Genomic DNA, 20,177 nt, shown 5'->3' with positions numbered 1-20,177 from the left:
AAATTTATATAAATTTAATTTATTCACCTAAATAATATCTTATCTAAGAAAATAAATTTTATTTATTCTTTTTGTTTTCTTCTATTTGTGCTGCTAACTCATTAAGATATTCCCATCTCTCATATTTAAAGGCTAATTCTTCTTCAACTTTCGCTTTTTCTTCCATTAGTTCTTGAAGTCTACCATACTCTGATGCATGTTTTGCCATTAAAGAATCTAATTCTTCTATTTTTTCTTCAAGAGTCATTATTTCTTCATCTATAGTTTCAAATTCTCTTTGTTCTTTAAATGAGAATTTTAATACTTTGCCCTTGTTTTTATTTTTATCCACAGATGGCTCTTTTTTATTTTTATCCACAGCCACTTCTTTTTCTTTATTGTTAACAACCTCTTCTTCTTTGCTTAGAAGATAATCCCCATAGTTTCCAGTATAAATATCTATTTTTCCATTTCCCTTATAAGAAAATATCTTATTACAAATTCTATCTAGGAAATATCTATCATGGGATACAGTTATGACAACTCCACCAAAGTCATCTAAATAATCTTCTAATCTATTTAAAGTTTCAATATCTAAATCATTTGTAGGCTCATCTAGTAAAAGCACATTAGGGGCTTCCATTAGAACTCTTAAAAGGTGAAGTCTTCTTCTTTCTCCTCCAGATAACATACCTATCATTGTCCACTGAAGTGTTCCATCAAATAAAAACTTTTCACACATTTGTGATGCTGTTATTCTTTCACCTGTGGCAGTTTGTAAATACTCTCCTGCTTCTTTTATGTAATCTATAGCTCTCATCTCTGGATGCATATGTGTATCTTCCTGTGAGAAGCAAGCTATTTTTACAGTTTCACCTTTTATTATTTCTCCACTATCTGGTGCTACTTTTCCTTCAATCATTCCCATAAGTGTTGATTTACCAATTCCATTAGGTCCTACAATACCTATTCTATCACTTCTTAGTACTATATAGTTAAAATCATCAACAATCTTTTTATCACCAAAACTTTTATTTAGGTGTTCTATCTCTATTATTTTCTTTCCTAATCTTGTTCCCATAACAGAGATTTCTATATTTTCATTTTCAATAAATCCTTCTTGATTTACTAATTCATCAAATCTTTGAAGTCTAGCTTTCTGCTTAGTAGTTCTAGCCTTTGCACCTCTTCTTACCCAAGCTAATTCTTTTCTCATAAGATTTTGTCTTTTTTCCTCACTGGCTTTTTCTATGGCTATTCTCTCCATCTTCTTTTCTAAGAAAACAGAATAGTTTCCATCATAGCTAAATAATCTACCTCTATCTAATTCTAATATTCTGTTTGTTACTCTATCTAGGAAGTATCTATCATGAGTAATCATTAAAAGAGCGCCTTTTCTACTATTTAAGTATTCTTCTAACCAACTTATAGTTTCATTATCTAAATGGTTAGTAGGCTCATCTAGTATTAATAATTCACAAGGAGTTATTAAGGCAGCTGCAAGCATTATTCTCTTCTTTTGTCCTCCAGAAAGATTTCCTACTTTTTCTTCAAAATTAGTTATTCCAAGCTTAGTTAAAACATTCTTTGCTTCACTTTCCATATCCCAAAGATTTAAAGCATCTATTTTTCCTTGAAGCTTTATTAATCTTTCAGAATCACTATCTTTAACTTCACCCTTATCTATTTTTTCAAGTAACTCTTCGTATTCTCTTAATATTCTCATTTCCTCTGAGTTACCCTTAAAAACTTGCTCTAAAACAGTAGCATTATCATCATAATCTGGTGTTTGAGCAAGATACTCTATTCTTACTCTATTTCCCTTTGTTACTGTTCCTTCGTCTGGTTCTTCAACTCCAGCAACTATTTTTAAGAAAGAAGATTTTCCAGTTCCGTTAACTCCTATAAGACCAATCTTCTCTCCTTCATTTATTCCTAAAGATACATTATTAGCTAAAATTTTTTCTGAATAGCTCTTACTTATATTTTCAAGAGTTATTAAATTCATCGATTATCCATCCTTTTCAAAACAAATCTTATTTTCATTATAATATAAACTCAAGTTTCTTCCAAAACTAAAATAAGAGCTGCATCAAATAATCTAATTTAATTATGATGCAACTCCTTATTAAAATTTTCTATATATTATTTATAGGCTTCATTCTTTTAGCTAACATTTTTATTGGCATTATTGTTATCACTATAGCTGTTAATAAACTTTCAACTCCTGCACTACTTGTATTATAAATTATTGAATAGATCCATAAATTCATTCCTGGAGGAGCATATTGACCAAAGAAAATCACTCCTGATATTATGCTTACAAAAGTACTTATACTACCAGCCATAAGTGAGCCAAAGAATATTTTATATTTCTTATCTATTTCAAATGATCCCGCTAGTCCTAAAGCCATATTTGACAGTATGTAATCAAGTAAAAATTGTACTGGGTGTACTATAAAAGCTCCGTTTAATATTTTCAAAAGCCCAAATATCAATCCTCCTGTAACTCCAACAGTTCTTCCATATACTAATGATAAAAGCATTATTGGAAGCATAGAAAAGAAAGTTATTCCACCACCTTGAGGATATCTAACTAAAGGTATCATATAAAGCACATAAGAAATAGCTACACTTAGTCCAATCATGATAATTTCTCTTGTTGTAATTTTATGTTTTCTTAAATCTAATATGTATAAACCTAATATTAAAATTCCAATTAAAGCTACTAAATAAACACTCATTATTTTTCACCTTCATCATACGCCATATTCCAAAAATCAAGTTCGTACAAACTAGCTCTTTTAAATATATCTATTAATCTTTTTTGTTTTTCTTCAGATAAGTTTGAACATTTTTTATCTACGTAAGCTAACCACTCATCTGTAAACTTATCAAATCCATCAGAAGCATACTCATCAATCCAAGGTTTAAAGAAATTCCCCTGTAATTTGTTAGAGTATTTTTTTGAAATATATTTTCCTATATAGCTATAACTCCATGTACATGGTAAAGTTGCAATAGCAATCTCATCTAAATCTCCGGTTAACGCTATTGCTTGCATATAGCTTGTATAACTTATAGTAGTACTCTTATATTCTCTTTTCTCTGCTTCTAATTCTGATATACCAAATCCTTTTAAATATTCTATATGTACCGCTGTTTCATCCTCCATAGTTCCCTTTGTTGAATTATAAAAGAATTTCATTTCTTCCATAGTTTTAGCTTTAACTACTCCAGCACAAAAAACTTTAGCATATTCTTTTAAATAAAGGTAATCCTGAACTAAATATTCTCTAAATTTATTCTTATCAAGAGTTCCTTCTCCAATTTCCTTTATAAATGGGTGATCTAAATACTTCTCCCATATAGGCATTGCTTCTTTTAATAATTTTTCTGTAAATCTCATATTCTATATCTCCTTTAATCTTATGATTAAACCTAATAGCCCAAATAAGAATTACCTCAAAGTTTTATAAAACTCTAACTAAAAACTTCATACAATTTTTAGTTTATAATCATAGCCTGTTATAATATGTCTAATAAAAAAATAAAAGCTACATCCATGTAGGATGTAGCTTAATTTATAAAAAGTCATAATAATCTAACCATATAAAATACTATTATAAAACTTTCTACAGGCTTTCCTACGCTGGTATTATCCAGATCAGGTTTAAGGGTTAATAACGAAATGTTATCTCTCAGCCAAAGGCACCCCTAGCTATAAAGTCTATAATTATTATATATATTTTTCCTAATAAATTCTAGTTATATTTTAAATTAAGTATCTATTTTAGATGTGTATTGATTTTTACCCATAAATTTTTTATAGTTTAAAACCTCATATAAAAATTATTCCAATAATCTCTATTTTGCATCATCATTTCTCTAAGCTCTTCGTCATTACCATACTCATCATACCACTTTTCTAAAATTTCATAGGCAATGCCATGATATAATAAACTTCCTATAACAAAGGGCTTAGCTGGTACATCACTTAGAGACATTATGGTTACACCTGTTCCTATGGTTCCATATATAATAGCTCTCTCTGGAGTAACAAAAGATTTCGCCTTCTTTTTAAAGTCAGTATCTCTTATGTATTTCTTTAATCTTTTAGGTGTAGGAATAACTATAGCTTTTATCATTTTTTTCAATCCTTAAAATTACTCTTATTAGAAATATATATTAAATATTATCTTATTATTCTAAAGTACCAATTTATTTTTCTTAAATGCATTTTAAACCTATTGGAAAGCCTAGAATATGTTATAATCTTATAAGAATTATTTTGGAAGGAGCTATTTAAATGGCGAGTAAGTTTTATTTACACAAAGGTAAAAACAAAAAAGCTGAACAAGGCAGACCTTGGATATATATTGATGAAATAAACGAATATGATGGAGATTATGAAAACGGAGATATAGTTGAAGTTTACAATCATAAAGGTTATTTCTTAGGAAAAGGCTATATAAATGACAGAAGTAAAATAACTATAAGAATAATGACTAAAGATATAGATGAAGAAATAGATGAGGATTTCTTCAAGAGAAGATTTAAAACTGCATGGGAATATAGAAAGAAAGTTATAGATACATCTTCATGTAGATTCATCTTTGGAGAGGCTGATTTCCTTCCTGGTTTAACAGTTGATAAATTTGAAGATTATTATGTAATTCAAATATCAACTCTTGGAATGGATAAATATAGAGACCTAATAGTTAAAATTCTAGTTGAGGAATACGGTGCTAAAGGTGTCTATGAAAGAAGTGATATAAAAACTAGAGAAATAGAAGGTTTAGAGCAAAGAAAAGGCTTCTTAACTGAACCATTTGATACAGATATACAAATAGTTGAAAATGGAGTTAAATACATAGTTGACTTAGAAAATGGTCAAAAAACTGGTTTCTTCTTAGATCAAAAAGAAAACAGAGCTGCAATGCATAGAATATGTAAAGGTATGGATGTTTTAGATTGCTTCACTCATACTGGCTCTTTTGCTTTAAATGCCGGTATAGCAGGTGCTAAATCAGTTTTAGGAATAGATGTATCTCAACACGCTGTAGACTGTGCTACTAGAAACGCTGAACTTAATAACCTTCAAGATAGGGTTAAATTTGAAAAGCATAATGCCTTTGATGTATTAGGAGATTGGTCAAGAGAAGGAAAACAATTTGGTGTTGTTATTTTAGATCCACCAGCTTTCACAAAATCAAGAAATACTGTTAAGCAAGCAATAAGAGGATATAAAGAAATAAATCTTAGAGGAATAAAAATGGTTAAAGAAGGTGGTTACTTCGCTACATGCTCTTGTTCACATTATATGGATGAAGAACAATTAAAGAAAACTGTAGCTGAGGCTGCTCATGATGCAAGAAGAACTTTAAGACAAATAGAAGTTAGAACTCAAAGTGCAGACCACCCTATACTTTGGAACTCTGACGAATCATATTATTTAAAATTCTTCATATTCCAAGTATTCTAAAAAAATTTTAAATCTTAAGTATAAAAAAAAATATATTGGTTAATATACTAATGTAGCAAAAATATATAAAGTTAATATCTTAACTTATAAATAAGAGGTGCCTTACAAAATCGGCATACACTCTAAAATTTGTATTTAAGGGTTAATCATTAATTTAAATATTAAATATATTATTACTATGAGGTGCTTTACATAAATGGCATACACTCGTTAAATGGTCATAATTAATTTAAATATTTAAATATCTATTTTTAGCTACTCACTAGTTAGGACTGTTTATTCTATCCTAATTAATGTACATATAATATTAGATGTATTAAAAGAGAAAGGTATCTGATTTTTTCAGATACCTTTCTTAATTTATTTATGAAACTGTCTTGGCAGAGACTATGCTAACACCTGTTCCTAAAACATCTTCTATAATTACATCTCCAACTTTAATTGGAAGTTTAACAGAAGCCTTGTTAATTTCCTTCATTACATCAAATATCATTCCCTTTGGAATAGGTTCCTCTGTTTTAACTGGAACAACTATGTTGTCACAACCATCTATTTTAACAGTTGAAGTTACTATTCTAGTTGGATTTTTAACCTCATTTAATCCATAAATTTCTCCTCTTTTACATGTGTTTCCTGTAACCTTTTCTAACTCTGTGTCTACTGTTAAATGACATCCTCTAGGACATACTATGCATATTAATTCTTTTACCATTATTATTCACCATCCTCTAATGAAATTGTTATTGCTCCTTTAGCATTTTTTAGCTTATCTTTAAGAATTGTAATTCTCTCCATTTCTGCAGGAACAACATGAGGTTTCTTAAAGCTTTGAATAACATTTCCTTCTTCATCTCTAACTACTATTTGTTTATTTTTAAATACATTTCTAACTCTCATAAACACATTTAAATTTCCATCTAAAGATTCAATTTCAAATTTTTGAGGAACTGTATAACTTATATTTTCTCCATTTTTTATTTCAGTGAAATGATTTAATCTCTTTTTACCTTTAATATATTTAGCAGCATTCTTTCCTGCATTTTTAGCTTCCTCAGTTACAAAGTCAACTAAGTCATGAACATGGACAACATTACCACAGGCAAATATACCTTCTCTATTTGTTTCCATACTTTCAGAAACTACAAGTCCATTAGTTCTAAGGTCTAATTCAACTCCTGCATTTTTTGAAAGTTCATTTTCTGGTATTAATCCAACTGATAATAATAATGTATCAGCATCAAATTCTATTTCAGTGCCTTTTATAGGTTGTCTATTTTCATCAACCTTAGCTATAATAACCTTTTCTAATCTTCCATCACCTTTAACATCAATAACTGTATGAGATAGGTATAGTGGAATTCCATAATCCTCTAAACATTGAACAATATTTCTAGTTAATCCATTTGAATAAGGCATAAGTTCAACAACAGCCTCTACCTTAGCTCCTTCAAGAGTCATTCTTCTAGCCATTATAAGCCCAATATCCCCTGATCCTAAGATAACTACTTTTTTACCTACCATGTAGCCTTCCATATTGATAAATCTTTGAGCAGCCCCTGCAGTGAATATTCCTGATGGTCTATCTCCTGGAATACTTATAGCTCCTCTTGTTCTTTCACGGCATCCCATAGCAAGTACTATAGCTTCTGCTTCTATTGTTAAATATCCTTTTTCAGTATTTATAGCATGTATTATTTTTCCTTCTATTTCTAAAACCATTGTATCTAACATAACTTCTATGTTAGTTCCTTCTACCATGTCAATAAATCTTCCAGCATATTCAGGTCCTGTAAGTTCTTCTTTAAAGGTATGAAGACCAAATCCGTTATGAATACATTGATTTAAGATTCCACCTAGTTCTTTATCTCTTTCTATAATTAATATTTTTTCTACTCCATTTTCATGAGCTTCATAAGCTGCTGCTAATCCTGCTGGGCCTCCACCTACAACTACTAAATCATATTTCATAACTAAATCCTCCTACTTTGTTTTTCCACTTATTATATATGAACCATTTTTATCTAAAAGCACTTCTTCTATATTCATACCAGTTTCACGAGATATTATTTCTTGAACTCTAGGTCCACAGAAACCACCTTGACATCTTCCACAACCAGGACGACATCTTCTCTTAACTCCATCAATAGTTCTAGCTCCTAAAGTTCTATTTATACTATCAACAATCTCTCCCTCAGTTATATTTTCACATCTACAAATTATTCTTCCATATCTACTATCTTTTTTAATTAAATTTGCTTTTTCTTCTGGAGAAAGTTCTATAAAGTGTACTTGTTCTCTTTTTTCATTGAAATTATCTTTTTTCTCTAAAGCTAGTCCACTTTCACCAAGCATTTTAACTACATCCACCGCAATAGCTGGTGCTGAACTTAAACCTGGTGATTTTATTCCTGCTACATCAAAGAATCCTTTTACATCTTTAGCTTCTCCAATTATGAAGTCAGGCTTATCAGCTATAGCACGAAGTCCTGCAAAGTTTCTAATATTTTCTCTAAAATTAACTTTGTTAGTTGTTTTTAAAGAAACTTCTCTAACCTTAGCTAATCCATCATACTCGGTAGAAACTGAATCTTTATCACAAGTATCAATAGCATCTGGACCAACTAATAAATTTCCATGAACTGTTGGAGTAACTAAAACCCCTTTTCCAAGTTTAGTTGGACATTGGAATATTGTCTTTTCAAATAATCTTCCTTGGCTCTTATCTAAAACATAGTATTCACCTTTTCTAGGAGTTATCTTAAAGTCTTCCTCACAAACCATATTGTGAATCTTATCAGCATAAATACCTGCTGCGTTTACTACGAATCTAGCTTCTACTACATCACCATTTTCAAGTTTTATTTTGAAGTTTTCATCTTTTTCAATACCAACAACTTTAGAGTTTAGTCTTAATTCTCCTCCATTATCTATAGCATTTTCTGAAAGAGCTATAGTAAATTCATATGCTCCAACAATTCCTCCTGTTGGGCAGAATAAAGCTCCCTTTACATCTTTATTTAAGTTTGGTTCCATTTCTAAAATTTCTTCTGCTGATAAAAGTTTTACTCCTTCTACTCCGTTTTGAATTCCTCTATTATATAAAACCTCTAATTCTTTTTGGTCATCTTCATCAAAACCTATAATTAATGATCCATTTCTCTTAAAAGGAACTGATAAGTCTTTACAAAGCTTATCAAACATCTTATTTCCTTCAACATTGTATTTTGCCATTAATGTTCCTGGTTCAGGATCATATCCTGAATGGACAATTGCTGAATTTGCCTTAGATGCTCCCATAGCAACGTCATTTTCTTTTTCTAATTCTACAACCTTTAAATTATACTTTGTTAATTCTCTAAATATTGCTCCACCTATTACTCCAGATCCTATAATTGCTACATCATAAATCATTAAATATCGCTCCCTTTTTTAAAAATAAAAAAGAACCAAACTCAAAAAAGACATAAGAATATCCTTTTTGTGTCTAGCTCTCTTCTCTCTTACACACAAAATTAAAATTATTTATTAACTTTTATTTAATTATATCATATTTCTGTAAATGTTTCCAGACCTTTTTTAATCTTCAAGTGCCCATCCTTTTGATCTTTCAACAGCCTTTTTCCATTTCTTATGATATTTATTTCTTCTCTCTTCAGAAATAGTTGGCTCAAATTCTTCACTTGCAAACCATAACTTAGCTATTTCTTCTTTATCACTCCAGTAACCAACTGCTAATCCTGCAAGATAAGCAGCTCCTAAAGCTGTTGTTTCTGTAATTATAGGCTTAATTACCTTTTTACCAACTAAATCTGATTGGAATTGCATTAAGAAATTATTTCTACTTGCTCCTCCATCTACCTTTATACAATTTATATCATATCCAACATCGTTTATCATAGCTTCAAGCACATCTCTTGTTTGATATGCAATTGATTCAAGTGCTGCTCTTATTATATGATTTCTATTAGTTCCACGTGTTAATCCTACTATGGTTCCACGAGCATACATATCCCAATAAGGAGCTCCTAATCCAACGAAGGCAGGAACAACATATACTCCACCATTATCTTCTACCTTTGTAGCAAAGTATTCAGTATCACTAGAATCACTTATAATTCTTAATTCATCTCTAAGCCATTGGATAACAGCTCCTCCAACAAATACTGATCCTTCTAAAGCATATTGAACTTTTCCGTGTAATCCAATAGCTATTGTTGTTAAAAGTCCTGATTTACTTTTAACAAGTTCTTCTCCTGTGTTCATTAATAAGAAACATCCTGTTCCATAAGTATTTTTTACGTCACCTTTATTAAAAGCAGCTTGTCCAAATAAAGCAGCTTGTTGGTCCCCAGCTATTCCAGCTATAGGAACTCTTATTCCACCTTTTGCTCCAAGGTTTGCATATCCGTAAATTTCAGATGAATTTTTTACTTCTGGTAACATACTTCTAGGAATGTCTAGTTCCTTTAACATTCTTTCATCCCATTCAAGGTTCTTTATGTTAAATATCATAGTTCTAGATGCATTAGTATAATCAGTTACATGAACTTTTCCATTTGTAAGCTTCCAAACAAGCCAACTGTCTACTGTACCAAATAAAAGCTCACCCTTTTCAGCTTTTTCTCTTGCACCTTCAACATTGTCTAATATCCATTTTATTTTTGTTCCTGAAAAATATGCATCAAGTACAAGTCCTGTATTTTCTCTAATATAGTCTACAAGTCCATCTCTTTCTTTTAACTCATCGCATATATCAGCAGTTCTTCTACATTGCCAAACAATTGCATTGTATATTGGAACCCCTGTATTTTTATCCCAAACTATTGTAGTTTCTCTTTGGTTAGTTATTCCAATAGCTGCTATATTTTCTTGAGTTATATTACACTTAGCCATAACTTCTTGAAGTACACTATATTGAGTTGCCCATATTTCCATTGGATCATGCTCAACCCATCCTTCTCTAGGATAAATTTGATTAAATTCCTTTTGGCTTACCCCAATAATATTTTGTTCTTTATCAAAAATTATTGCTCTAGAGCTTGTTGTTCCTTGATCTAATGCTACTATATATTTTTTCATAAAAACTCACCTCTTAATTTTATATCTTCCATATATCCTCTTTTGTTGTTGATATACATGTTGCTCCTGATCTTAAAGCTTCCATGACATCCTCTTTATCTGAAATTAAACCACCTACTATTAATGGCTTATGTATTGTTTTTGATAATTCTTTAATAACTTTAAATAATAATCCTGGTAACATTTCTACAGCATCACATTCATCCACTAAGTGATTTTTTGTGCTTTGAAAAGAAAGACTATCTAAAATGAAAACTCTCTGAATAGCTACTAACCCTAATTTTTTTGCACTTTTTACTGTTTGAGCCTTAGTGCTTATTATTCCATCAAACTTAGTTTTCTCTTTCAAATATTCTAAAACAATTTCTCTATTTGTAAGTCCATCAACTAAATCTATGTGCAATATTCCAATCTTATTTTTTTCTGATATTTTATGTGAAATTTCTATAATATCTAAAATATTACCAAATAGAACAAAAATCACATCAACATCAGCTTCTAATGCCTTATTTAATTGGTCCATATCCTTTACAGCTGCCACAATAGGGTTGTCCTCAAGTATTCTTTTAAAATTAATCATTTTATATAGCCTCCTTAAAATTGTCCAAAATTAATATCTCCTTAAAATATATTTGTATATACCATTGCTCCTGCTATAGCTCCAAGTATTGGTCCTACAATTGGAATCCAAGCGTAAGCCCAATCTGAGCCTCCCTTATTTTTCATAGGAAGCAAGAAATGTGCAAGTCTAGGTGAGAAATCTCTAGCTGGATTAATTGCATATCCAGTTGGTCCGCCTAAAGATACTCCTATAACTAAAATTAATAATCCAACGGCTATTGGCATAATTCCATCTGCCATTTTCGCATCACCAAGTCCTAGAATTCCAAACATTAAAACAAAAGTACCTATAAATTCAGTAAAAAAATTCCATTTATAATTTCTAATAGCTGGTATAGTACAAAATGTACCAAGCTTTGCATCATGATCTTCAGTAGATTCAAAATGAGTATAATAAGTTAAATAAACTAGTACAGCACCTATGAAAGCTCCTATAAATTGTGCTATACAAAATACTATAACCTGACTCCATGTTAATCCTCCAGTTATACCTAATGCAATAGTTACCGCTGGATTAAATACAGCTCCACTCACCCTAGAAAAGATATAAACAGGAATAGCAACAGCTATTGCCCATCCTACAGTGACTACAATAAGATCAGCGCCATTACCCTTAGTTTTTTTAAGAGCTATATTTGCAACTACTCCATCCCCTAACAATATCAAAAGCGCAGTTCCAAAAAGCTCAGCCAAGAATTGATTTACCATGACTATCCACCACCTAGTAATTAATATATTTAATTTTAAAAAAGCTTAAAATAAAAAAGAGCTAAACAAAAAAACTAAATTTTTTTCTCGTGTTTAACTCCAAATACTCTTACACAAGTTGAATATATACGTATATATTTTTGTTGTTTTTTTACAATATTTATTTTAACACCTCTTGAAACTGTTTTCAATAAATTAAAAATTTAACAATCTTTCCATAAAATAAAAAAAGAGGGATATTGCCCTTAATCCCCTCTTTTTCTAATTATTTATCAAATAATAATTGTTTAATTTGTGCTTCTAAATTTTGTATTCCTGTTGGATCTGCACCTTTACCATCTAAGCTATTTTGATATTTATCTATTAACTGTTCTATATCTGATATAGCTTGATTTATATTCTTATCACTTTCTGGAGTCATTGCCTTAATTTCTTTTAAATCTTTTAAAGCATCTGCTTTCTCCTCATTCCATTCATTCATTTGTTTATTTTCAAGTACTTCTAAATATTCTTCTCTAAGATCAAGATAAACCTCAGCTACTTCATTAACTAAGCTATCATCATCTACAACCTTACTTTTATTCTCTGTAGTTGCAGCAGGCTTATTATCAGAAGTGGTTTTATTTGATGAATCATTAGAGCTTCCGCATCCAACTAATTGTAATCCCATTATGGCAGAAATAATAACTACTAATAATTTTTTCTTCATAAAAAACATCTCCTTTAAAAATATCTCGTCCTATAAACATCATATATTCCTAAATACATATTAACAAATTACTTCTTTTAACTATTTACCAAGAAATCAAACATAAAATATTAATATTGAAAATTTAATAAATGTTTTAATGTATTTTATCAAGATATTTCTTTTTTGTTTTAAAAACATTACATTAAAAGTAGTTTTTACTCCTATTATTTTATTTTAAAATTTATTCATCTTTTATAAAAATACTTCACAAAACTTTATTATATTGTCACTTTAACTCCTGATTCCACAGTTTTTATTTCACCATTTTTAAATTCAAAAACTAAATCTATTAAATTCTTTGTAGAACAATACTTTAAATCCTCTTCTAGTCCTAAATTTTTAAGAATATTATAGTGTTTAGCATCTTTTATAAACTCTTCTATTCCTTCACTGCTTTCATAAACATATTTAGCTGTTTTAGCTATATCAGTAAGTTCAGCCTCTTTGTTTTTACATAATTCACTTATTATATAACCTGCACACATAAAATCATCACTTGAAAATTCACCGTTTGTTCCAGAATTAACAAAGACTATTTCTTTTTCTTCATTTTCTAAATATTTAGCTACCGCTTGTCCATTTAACACAGAGGCAACTATAACTTTATCTGCTTTGCTGCATAAATTTAAAGCTCTAGTTCCATTTGTAGTAGACATTATTACATTTTTTCCTTCTACTATTTCTCTTTTGTATTCTAATGGAGAATTAGAGAAATCAAATCCATCTATTTTTAAAGCCTTTCTCTCTCCTCCAAGTAAAACTTCTTCACCTAAAGATTTTAATTCTTTTGCTTTTTCAAAAGCCTCTTCAACACTAACTACTGGTATAACCTTTTTAGCTCCATTATAAAGTGCTGTAGTAATTACAGATGTAGCTCTTAACATATCTATAACCACAGCTATCTTTCCTTTAAGTGCTTCACTATCTATGTAATCTGCAGAAATTATAACATCAATTTTCATAAAAATTCCCCACCTTATTTTTAAAATTATTCTTCAAAATTCTTTCCTTGATAAATATCATTATCTTCAAGAGCCTTATCAATAGCATTTAAAACTTCCCATTTTTTTAAACTCCACATAGGTCCTATAAGAAGTTGTCTAGGAGCATCTCCTGTTAGTCTATGTATAACCATATTTTGAGGTATTCTACTTATGGCCGTACAAATTAAATCAACATATTCCTCTTGAGTTAAGAATTTTAATCTACCTTCCTCATAATCCTTAACCATTCTTGTTCCTTCCATTAGATGAAGTAAGTGTAATTTTATTCCTTGTGCTCCACATCTAGAAACATAATCAACAGTTTCTAACATTTGCTCTTTACTTTCTCCAGGAAGTCCAAATATACAGTGAACTACAGTATCTATTCCTCTGCTTTTTAATCCTTCCATAGCCTTATCAAATACTTCTAAATCATATCCTCTATTAAAACTTCTAGCAGTATCATCATGAATTGTTTGAAGTCCTAACTCAACCCAAGTATATACCTTTTTATTCATTTCCTCTAATAAATCTAAAACTTCTTCATTTATACAATCTGGTCTTGTACCTATAGCAAGAGCAACCACACCTTCTTTATTAATTGCTTCCTCATATTTTCTTCTTAGTTCTTCAACAGGAGCATATGTATTAGTGTAAGCTTGAAAATAAGCTATGTATTTTCCCTCTTTCCACTTCTTATTCATCATCTCTTTAACATTATCAAACTGAGTACCAATACTTAAAGTTCTTTGTCCAGCATAATCTCCTGACCCCTTTGAACTACAAAAAGTACATCCTCCCTTAGCAACCTTACCATCTCTATTAGGACATGTAAAACCACCATCTAAACTTATTTTAAATACTTTTTCTCCAAACTTTTCTCTTAAAAATCTATTTAAAGTATTATATCTCTTGTCTCCCCATGTTTTTCTTTTTTCCATTTATATCACCTTTTCATTAAAATCAAAATTTCTTTAAAATAAAAAAGTTAATCATAAATTTAAGGGTTATGATTAACTTATTTTATATTATACTATAGTTTTTCAAGTTTAAAATCTTTTAGAGATATTTTATATCTTCCAATTAAGCCACTTTCAGTATTATTTGATTTTATTATTGGAGTAACATTCATAATTATATTGTTATCCTGTATTCTTTCATAAATAAGATTATATTCCTCTTCTGCAAATATATCATCTAATTCTAATGAAACTATACTTCCACCACTTTGATAAACCTTAAATCTTGTGCCATTTCCTTTAACATAATTTACAACAACATATCCATCATCATCTGAAAAATTTAAGCTAGAAATTTTACATCCATTTAATACATCTAATGATGTTATCTTTTTCCCTAAAGTTTTATCATCATTCTTTTCATCTTCTTTTCCCCCTTCATCTTCCCCTTCTTTAGCTGCAGTCTCCTGTGCATCCTCAACATCAACCACTCCTATATAAGAATCTTCATCCTTATATGTTGAAATTGCTACTTTATCTCCTGAAAATGAAATTTCTACGGCTGAAAAAGCTTCTTTAGGTACATCAACCTTGGCTACATCTATAACATTAACCTTTGGATAAATTTTATCTGGTATGCTCTTTAAATCTATTAATGTGTTAATCTCAACATCATCATCTTTTCTAATCTTTAATTTATCCTTATCTAAAAAAACACTATAAAGCTCAGTTGATTTAAGTTCTGATACCTTATATTCTCCCTCTTCAGTTTTTCTAACTTCTAAATAATATTGCTCTAAATCAGCCTTAGGCTCTCCTTCTTTAGTTCTAGTTACATAGAATTTAAACATAGTTTTATTCCCTAATTGTGCTGACCCAACTTGCTTAATCCCTGTTATTTCAAGATCCTTACTAGGACTAATTATTATATTTTTATCAACCTCTTTATCAGATAACCTTTTTATCTTTTCTAAATCATTGCTTTTAAGAGCCTCCATATATTCCTCTGCAATTGATATTGCTATCTTATTATTAAAATATATACTTTCAACACTTTCCTTTAGCTCCTTATTATCATTGACCGTATTACTTATTCTATTACAGCCCATGAAAAGAAATAAAGATCCAATAATTAAGGATGCCATAATCTTTTTAACCATTTATAATCATTCCTCCCTTAGAATAAGTCCTATTTTAGGTTTTCCAAATAGCTTAAAAGTATTAATAAAATAATAAATATCCTAAACTTAATTTTTACTTTTTTATTTTAAGAATAAACTTCCTTTACAACTTATATATTTAGTTAGGGAGGTGATTTAATGAAAAGTATTATAAAAGTTTTTCAAGTAGCTTTTGTTTTTATAGGAACTATAGTAGGAGCTGGACTTGCCTCTGGAAAGGAAATAACAAATTTCTTTACAGTTTATGGATATAAAAGCTTTTTTACTATTATAATGACTGGCTTATTTTATATTTTTCTTTGCAACATAATTTCAAGAATAAGTATTAAACATAGTTTAAATTCCTATAGCGAAGTCATAAATACAGTTAGTCCTAATATTTTAGGAAAACTCACTGGAATCATAACAACCTTTTACTTAATATCTAGTGCATCCATAATACTAGCTGGTAGCGGAGCCTTGTTGAATCAATACTTTGGAATTCCTAAGATTATAGGTTCAATATTTATGGCTATTATTGCTTCACTGATTCTTATGAGAGAAACTGATGGGTTAGTAGAGATAAATTCTATTATTGTTCCATCCTTAATAATAGTAACAACTACGCTTATGATTCTTTATGTTGCATTTGCTAATGACCCAATTACTATAGATTCTCTTGTTTCTTCTACCCCAAAACTTTCTAAGGGAGTTTTTACTTCTGGAATACTTTATTGTGGCTATAATATTCTTTGCTGCTGTGGGGTTATTGTTCCTTTAAGTAACGAAGTTAAAAGTAAGAAAATCATGACCTGGGGAATTATATTAGGTTCTGTTCTTCTAACTATAATATGTATTTTTATAAATTCAATGCTTATGGTTAATCAGCCACAAATATTCCAATACGAAATTCCTCTGCTTTATATTGCTGATAGATTTGGAAAGCCTATTCAAATAATGCTTTTAATAATAATATTAGCTGAAATGTTTTCTACAGAGGTTTCTGATGTATATTCCATAAGTAAAACCCTTACTAAAAGCTTTAAAATAAAATATAAACATGCTATATTTGCAGTTTTAATAGTAGCACTTCCAATTTCATCAATAGGATTTTCAAACTTAATCTCCACATTATACCCAATGTTTGGAGTTTTAAGCTTAGTATTTATAGTTCAATGTATTTACTTCTACTTTTTTAAATTAAAAAAACAAAGATAAAAAGTAAAAGCTGAGCAATTTATATAACTTGCTCAGCTTTAATATTTAATAAATTATCTTTGGTACATTTTCATATCTATCCATTATTGTTGGTGGATAAAATATCTTCTTCTCAACACTTGATCTAAGCTCTGCTATTTTTGTTACTGCAACATAGACATCTGATATTTTATACCATGTTGCATAATCCACCTCTCCTGTTTGAGGAAGGTTAAATACCTTTTGAAAAGTTCTAACAGAATCTCTAGTTTTCTGACCATATTTCCCGTCTACAGCAACCTTAGGTATTAAAGGATACGCCTTTGAAATAGCATTTAATTGTTCTTGTATAACTCTTACAGGTTGACCTGAAGCTCCAATACCTAAAGTATATCCTGGAAATGATCTTGGACTTCCCTGAACTTTTTTAGCAGACTTTAATTCTAAATCATCTCCATAAAAAGATGTTAAAATATCATAAGGAACCTTTCCTTCGTCTCCTAAGTATTTACTTCCCCATTGAGTCATCCAACCTGGACATTGTACATTTATTCCATCACAATATTGTGCCAAAAGAGGCTGCTTAGAATTGAATCTTTTCATATATGTTGAGAATATTTCATCTACAATTCTACTTATGTTATCATAAAAGTTTCTTCCATAACTAAAAGCATGGTCAAAAGCTGTTGAATTAGTTATATCAAAATTCTTACCTTTTCCTCTATACCATTCAGTATATATTCTATTTAAAGTAAATGATATTATGGCATAAACATTAGCTCTTATAGTATTTTCAGACCATGTTGAAAAAATTTCACAACATGCAACATTTTTTATATAGTCTTTGTAATTAACCTTATAATTGGCTGCTGAATTATCATTTGGTCTACCATTATGAACAACTATATACTCTGGAACTACAGGCTCTGGCAAAACCACTGTTCCCTTTGGTGGTGGAAGTTCCTTTTCCTCTGCTTCAGGTATCTTTGGTGGGAAATTTCCAACTAATCTATTAGGTTGTATATCAATAACTTCCTCTTGTCTATAATATCCTCTAGTCTCAGGTAAGTTTACATTTTGAAGAGCAACTCTTGAAGGATAGATTTGTACTCCATTTACTGCTACAGGCAAAAATCCTTCTCTTTCAACAATAACCTCTGCGAAACTATAAGGAATCGTACCTGGTTGATTAGAATTTTCTATTGGTGGTGCATCTAATTCTATAGTGTCAGTGCTTCCAGTATCATCTGTATATAATTCTATAGTATCTCCTACAGCCACACCATCTTCTCCTGTTGGTGTTATTTTAACCTTACATTTATCAATAGGTATATATCTCCTTTGTTCACTAAAACATTGAACTTTTAATCCACCTAATGCCATATACTTTCTCCTAATAATAAATTAATACCCTATAGTTTATGAGATTAATATCTATTTTGTTAATAAGTATTTATAATTAAAATATAATCAAAATTATTTTTTACTTTGTAATATTTAAAACTCTAAGTTCTTAAACTATTAAAAACATTGATCATATCTATAGTTCCATATCCCCACTCTCGATTTGGGTACATGTCACCTTCCCTAGTATTCACACCTCTTATTAGATAGGTTTGAAGTTTAGCTACATATAGTGTTGGATCATTATTATAAACAATTCCCCATTGAAATAACATTGCACAGCACCCAGCTACTATAGCCGCAGCGACGCTTCCCCCACTAACTGATACCTTTTCTCCTTTGTTGTTTATAGTTAAAGCATTTACTCCACCTGCTGCAATAATAGGTTGAATAATATCATTTCTTGCATACCCTCTTCCTGATGAAGATAATATGGTATTATTCTCTTGATTATATGAAGCTACAGTTATCATTTTCTCTGCGGCTCCTGGAATGGTCAATGTTGTGTATGGTGATGATATTAAAAATTTTGTTCCCTCTGCTAATAATTCTTTTTGCAATATATAGGCATCAAAATTTCCAAAGGTTATATGCTGTCCAGTTAATCTAAATCTCCATATACCAGGCTTTAAATTTTGTGCTCTTATTACAATTCTCTCCCCTCCAGTAAGTTCATCTGGCGAATCATAAAAAACATCCATAGTTGTTCCTTCATATATAAAATTTATTTTATATCCATTTTCAACAGCTAAATTTTTATTTCCACCATAGTTAGTTAAGGGATTAGCATTTTCAATAAGTTCTCCTGATGGTGAAATTATTGAAAGCTTAAATTTATCAGGTTTATAACCTAAAATAATCATCATAATACCATCTTGATCCTCTCCAACATCAAGCTCTATGGTTTTATTATCACCCATCTCTGTTATTATTCCATCAGCATGGGTATTAGTATTTCCTTGATTGCCAGATGAAGCAATTACAGCAATTCCTCTTTTATTTGAAATATCATTTATATATCTTTCTAAAATACTTGATCCATCATGGGCTCCAAAATTAGTTCCCATAGGAATATATATAACCATTGGTTTATTATATTGAAATGATAAATTATATAAATATTTCATTGCTAAAAGTATGTCTACATTTCTATACTTAACAGCGTCACCCTTTGCAAAGAAATAATCTGTGTATTTTTTAAAAGCTCTATCTAACTTTACTATTGCAAGGTCACATTCTGGAACTACCCCTGTTAAACTTTCATCCTTTCCACTTCCTGCTATTATACAAGCCATCTCTGTTCCATGTCCTACATCATCTTTAGATTGAACTATGGTATATGGATCTCCGCCACTATTATTAAGTTCTATTGCTTGATTGATTTCTTCTTCACTATACTCAGTTCCATAAAACATATCTTTGGGATACTTATCTGTTTTTAATGATTGATCCCATATTTTTAATATTCTAGTCTTTCCATTACTATCAGTAAATTCAGGATTTAAATAATCTATTCCAGTATCAATAATTCCAACAATCACATCTTCCCCTGTCAATTTTAAGTATGGACTATTATGAAAGTTTTCTGCCTTAGAGGCCTCTATAGGACTTGTACTACTTAGAGTATATATTCCTCCGAGCTCTATAAAAACCAAGGAATTTATCATCTGAATAACACTATCATAGTCAACATTTTTCATGGATAAAACAGCATAAGTACCATCAATTATATAGACTTCAACATTTTCAATATCCTTAACTTCATTCTCTATATCCCCTCTATATTCAACAAGAAAATTCATGCTTTCAGGGTCAACTAATAGATTCGCTTTATTAGATACAGTTTCCATA

General features: G+C 29.9%; 18 protein-coding genes and 1 riboswitch. Of the genes, 2 read left to right on the top strand and 16 right to left on the bottom strand.

Going from position 1 to position 20,177, the window contains the following annotated elements:
• Positions 1-58: 58 nt before the first annotated feature.
• From I6G60_RS02275 to I6G60_RS02260, 4 genes are all read right to left on the bottom strand, one after another.
• The gene (locus I6G60_RS02275; protein WP_110035095.1) at positions 59-1,987 is read right to left on the bottom strand and encodes an ABC-F family ATP-binding cassette domain-containing protein; all 1,929 of its coding nucleotides are present in this window, start codon (positions 1,985-1,987) and stop codon (positions 59-61) included.
• A gap of 130 nt (positions 1,988-2,117) precedes the next feature.
• Positions 2,118-2,723 carry an energy-coupled thiamine transporter ThiT gene (gene thiT, locus I6G60_RS02270; protein WP_110035094.1) on the bottom strand — a complete coding sequence of 202 codons (606 nt, stop codon included), beginning with the start codon at positions 2,721-2,723 and terminating at the stop codon, positions 2,118-2,120.
• A complete protein-coding gene (gene tenA, locus I6G60_RS02265) occupies positions 2,723-3,388 on the bottom strand; it encodes a thiaminase II (protein ID WP_110035093.1) in 666 nt (221 codons plus the stop codon). The genes thiT and tenA overlap by 1 nt, the downstream gene beginning before the upstream one ends.
• A 218-nt stretch (positions 3,389-3,606) precedes the next feature.
• Positions 3,607-3,708, bottom strand: a riboswitch (TPP riboswitch).
• 104 nt (positions 3,709-3,812) lie between these two features.
• On the bottom strand, positions 3,813-4,127 hold the full coding sequence (locus I6G60_RS02260) for a hypothetical protein (RefSeq protein ID WP_003456890.1): 315 nt from the start codon (positions 4,125-4,127) through the stop codon (positions 3,813-3,815).
• A gap of 161 nt (positions 4,128-4,288) precedes the next feature.
• Between I6G60_RS02260 and I6G60_RS02255 the strand changes: the two genes are divergently transcribed.
• Entirely contained in the window at positions 4,289-5,464 is a 1,176-nt protein-coding gene (locus I6G60_RS02255) for a class I SAM-dependent rRNA methyltransferase (protein WP_011591162.1), read from the top strand.
• A gap of 364 nt (positions 5,465-5,828) precedes the next feature.
• Here I6G60_RS02255 and I6G60_RS02250 read toward each other — a convergent pair whose 3' ends face one another.
• From I6G60_RS02250 to I6G60_RS02205, 10 genes are all read right to left on the bottom strand, one after another.
• Positions 5,829-6,176 carry a DUF1667 domain-containing protein gene (locus I6G60_RS02250; protein WP_003450634.1) on the bottom strand — a complete coding sequence of 116 codons (348 nt, stop codon included), beginning with the start codon at positions 6,174-6,176 and terminating at the stop codon, positions 5,829-5,831.
• A gap of 2 nt (positions 6,177-6,178) precedes the next feature.
• A complete protein-coding gene (locus tag I6G60_RS02245) occupies positions 6,179-7,432 on the bottom strand; it encodes an FAD-dependent oxidoreductase (RefSeq protein ID WP_003450714.1) in 1,254 nt (417 codons plus the stop codon).
• Positions 7,433-7,444: 12 nt separating this feature from the next.
• On the bottom strand, positions 7,445-8,875 hold the full coding sequence (locus I6G60_RS02240) for an NAD(P)/FAD-dependent oxidoreductase (protein ID WP_011591163.1): 1,431 nt from the start codon (positions 8,873-8,875) through the stop codon (positions 7,445-7,447).
• Positions 8,876-9,040: 165 nt separating this feature from the next.
• Positions 9,041-10,543: a glycerol kinase GlpK gene (gene glpK / locus I6G60_RS02235; protein ID WP_003456800.1), complete on the bottom strand. Its 1,503-nt coding sequence runs from the start codon at positions 10,541-10,543 to the stop codon at positions 9,041-9,043.
• A gap of 19 nt (positions 10,544-10,562) precedes the next feature.
• Positions 10,563-11,123, bottom strand: coding sequence for a glycerol-3-phosphate responsive antiterminator (locus tag I6G60_RS02230; RefSeq protein WP_003456768.1), 561 nt, complete (start codon positions 11,121-11,123; stop codon positions 10,563-10,565).
• A gap of 41 nt (positions 11,124-11,164) precedes the next feature.
• A complete protein-coding gene (locus I6G60_RS02225; protein WP_003456873.1) occupies positions 11,165-11,872 on the bottom strand; it encodes an MIP/aquaporin family protein in 708 nt (235 codons plus the stop codon).
• A 265-nt stretch (positions 11,873-12,137) separates the two neighbouring features.
• Positions 12,138-12,581, bottom strand: a complete 444-nt coding sequence (locus tag I6G60_RS02220) for a hypothetical protein (RefSeq protein WP_003472067.1) — start codon at positions 12,579-12,581, stop codon at positions 12,138-12,140.
• 260 nt (positions 12,582-12,841) lie between these two features.
• Entirely contained in the window at positions 12,842-13,585 is a 744-nt protein-coding gene (locus I6G60_RS02215) for a 2-phosphosulfolactate phosphatase family protein (RefSeq protein ID WP_003456794.1), read from the bottom strand.
• Between the two features lie 26 nt (positions 13,586-13,611).
• Positions 13,612-14,547 (bottom strand): TIGR01212 family radical SAM protein, encoded by a 936-nt coding sequence (locus I6G60_RS02210; RefSeq protein ID WP_003450751.1) that lies wholly within the window; start codon positions 14,545-14,547, stop codon positions 13,612-13,614.
• Positions 14,548-14,639: 92 nt separating this feature from the next.
• Positions 14,640-15,725, bottom strand: a complete 1,086-nt coding sequence (locus I6G60_RS02205; protein WP_057232212.1) for a hypothetical protein — start codon at positions 15,723-15,725, stop codon at positions 14,640-14,642.
• A 159-nt stretch (positions 15,726-15,884) separates the two neighbouring features.
• On the opposite strand from I6G60_RS02205, the gene I6G60_RS02200 reads away from it, so the two are divergent.
• Positions 15,885-16,943 carry a YkvI family membrane protein gene (locus tag I6G60_RS02200; RefSeq protein ID WP_138329855.1) on the top strand — a complete coding sequence of 353 codons (1,059 nt, stop codon included), beginning with the start codon at positions 15,885-15,887 and terminating at the stop codon, positions 16,941-16,943.
• 45 nt (positions 16,944-16,988) lie between these two features.
• On the opposite strand, the gene I6G60_RS02195 is transcribed toward I6G60_RS02200, so the two are convergent.
• Together I6G60_RS02195 and I6G60_RS02190 are read right to left on the bottom strand one after the other, a co-directional pair.
• Positions 16,989-18,305 carry a peptidoglycan-binding domain-containing protein gene (locus I6G60_RS02195; RefSeq protein ID WP_003472096.1) on the bottom strand — a complete coding sequence of 439 codons (1,317 nt, stop codon included), beginning with the start codon at positions 18,303-18,305 and terminating at the stop codon, positions 16,989-16,991.
• Positions 18,306-18,427: 122 nt separating this feature from the next.
• Positions 18,428-20,176, bottom strand: a complete 1,749-nt coding sequence (locus I6G60_RS02190; protein WP_011591166.1) for a S8 family peptidase — start codon at positions 20,174-20,176, stop codon at positions 18,428-18,430.
• Between the last annotated feature and the right edge of the window lies 1 nt (position 20,177).

Origin of the sequence: Clostridium perfringens (assembly GCF_016027375.1) — a bacterium.
Lineage (GTDB): Bacteria > Bacillota > Clostridia > Clostridiales > Clostridiaceae > Sarcina > Sarcina perfringens.
Note: the sequence above shows the minus strand (reverse complement) of the source record. Positions and strands in the feature narration are given on the sequence as shown.

Coding starts and splice junctions, on each gene's coding strand:
- I6G60_RS02275 (WP_110035095.1), bottom strand. CDS start 1,987: ATGAATTTAATAACTCTTGAAAATATAAGTAAGAGCTATTCAGAAAAA.
- thiT (WP_110035094.1), bottom strand. CDS start 2,723: ATGAGTGTTTATTTAGTAGCTTTAATTGGAATTTTAATATTAGGTTTA.
- tenA (WP_110035093.1), bottom strand. CDS start 3,388: ATGAGATTTACAGAAAAATTATTAAAAGAAGCAATGCCTATATGGGAG.
- I6G60_RS02260 (WP_003456890.1), bottom strand. CDS start 4,127: ATGATAAAAGCTATAGTTATTCCTACACCTAAAAGATTAAAGAAATAC.
- I6G60_RS02255 (WP_011591162.1), top strand. CDS start 4,289: ATGGCGAGTAAGTTTTATTTACACAAAGGTAAAAACAAAAAAGCTGAA.
- I6G60_RS02250 (WP_003450634.1), bottom strand. CDS start 6,176: ATGGTAAAAGAATTAATATGCATAGTATGTCCTAGAGGATGTCATTTA.
- I6G60_RS02245 (WP_003450714.1), bottom strand. CDS start 7,432: ATGAAATATGATTTAGTAGTTGTAGGTGGAGGCCCAGCAGGATTAGCA.
- I6G60_RS02240 (WP_011591163.1), bottom strand. CDS start 8,875: ATGATTTATGATGTAGCAATTATAGGATCTGGAGTAATAGGTGGAGCA.
- glpK (WP_003456800.1), bottom strand. CDS start 10,543: ATGAAAAAATATATAGTAGCATTAGATCAAGGAACAACAAGCTCTAGA.
- I6G60_RS02230 (WP_003456768.1), bottom strand. CDS start 11,123: ATGATTAATTTTAAAAGAATACTTGAGGACAACCCTATTGTGGCAGCT.
- I6G60_RS02225 (WP_003456873.1), bottom strand. CDS start 11,872: ATGGTAAATCAATTCTTGGCTGAGCTTTTTGGAACTGCGCTTTTGATA.
- I6G60_RS02220 (WP_003472067.1), bottom strand. CDS start 12,581: ATGAAGAAAAAATTATTAGTAGTTATTATTTCTGCCATAATGGGATTA.
- I6G60_RS02215 (WP_003456794.1), bottom strand. CDS start 13,585: ATGAAAATTGATGTTATAATTTCTGCAGATTACATAGATAGTGAAGCA.
- I6G60_RS02210 (WP_003450751.1), bottom strand. CDS start 14,547: ATGGAAAAAAGAAAAACATGGGGAGACAAGAGATATAATACTTTAAAT.
- I6G60_RS02205 (WP_057232212.1), bottom strand. CDS start 15,725: ATGGTTAAAAAGATTATGGCATCCTTAATTATTGGATCTTTATTTCTT.
- I6G60_RS02200 (WP_138329855.1), top strand. CDS start 15,885: ATGAAAAGTATTATAAAAGTTTTTCAAGTAGCTTTTGTTTTTATAGGA.
- I6G60_RS02195 (WP_003472096.1), bottom strand. CDS start 18,305: ATGGCATTAGGTGGATTAAAAGTTCAATGTTTTAGTGAACAAAGGAGA.
- I6G60_RS02190 (WP_011591166.1), bottom strand. CDS start 20,176: ATGGAAACTGTATCTAATAAAGCGAATCTATTAGTTGACCCTGAAAGC.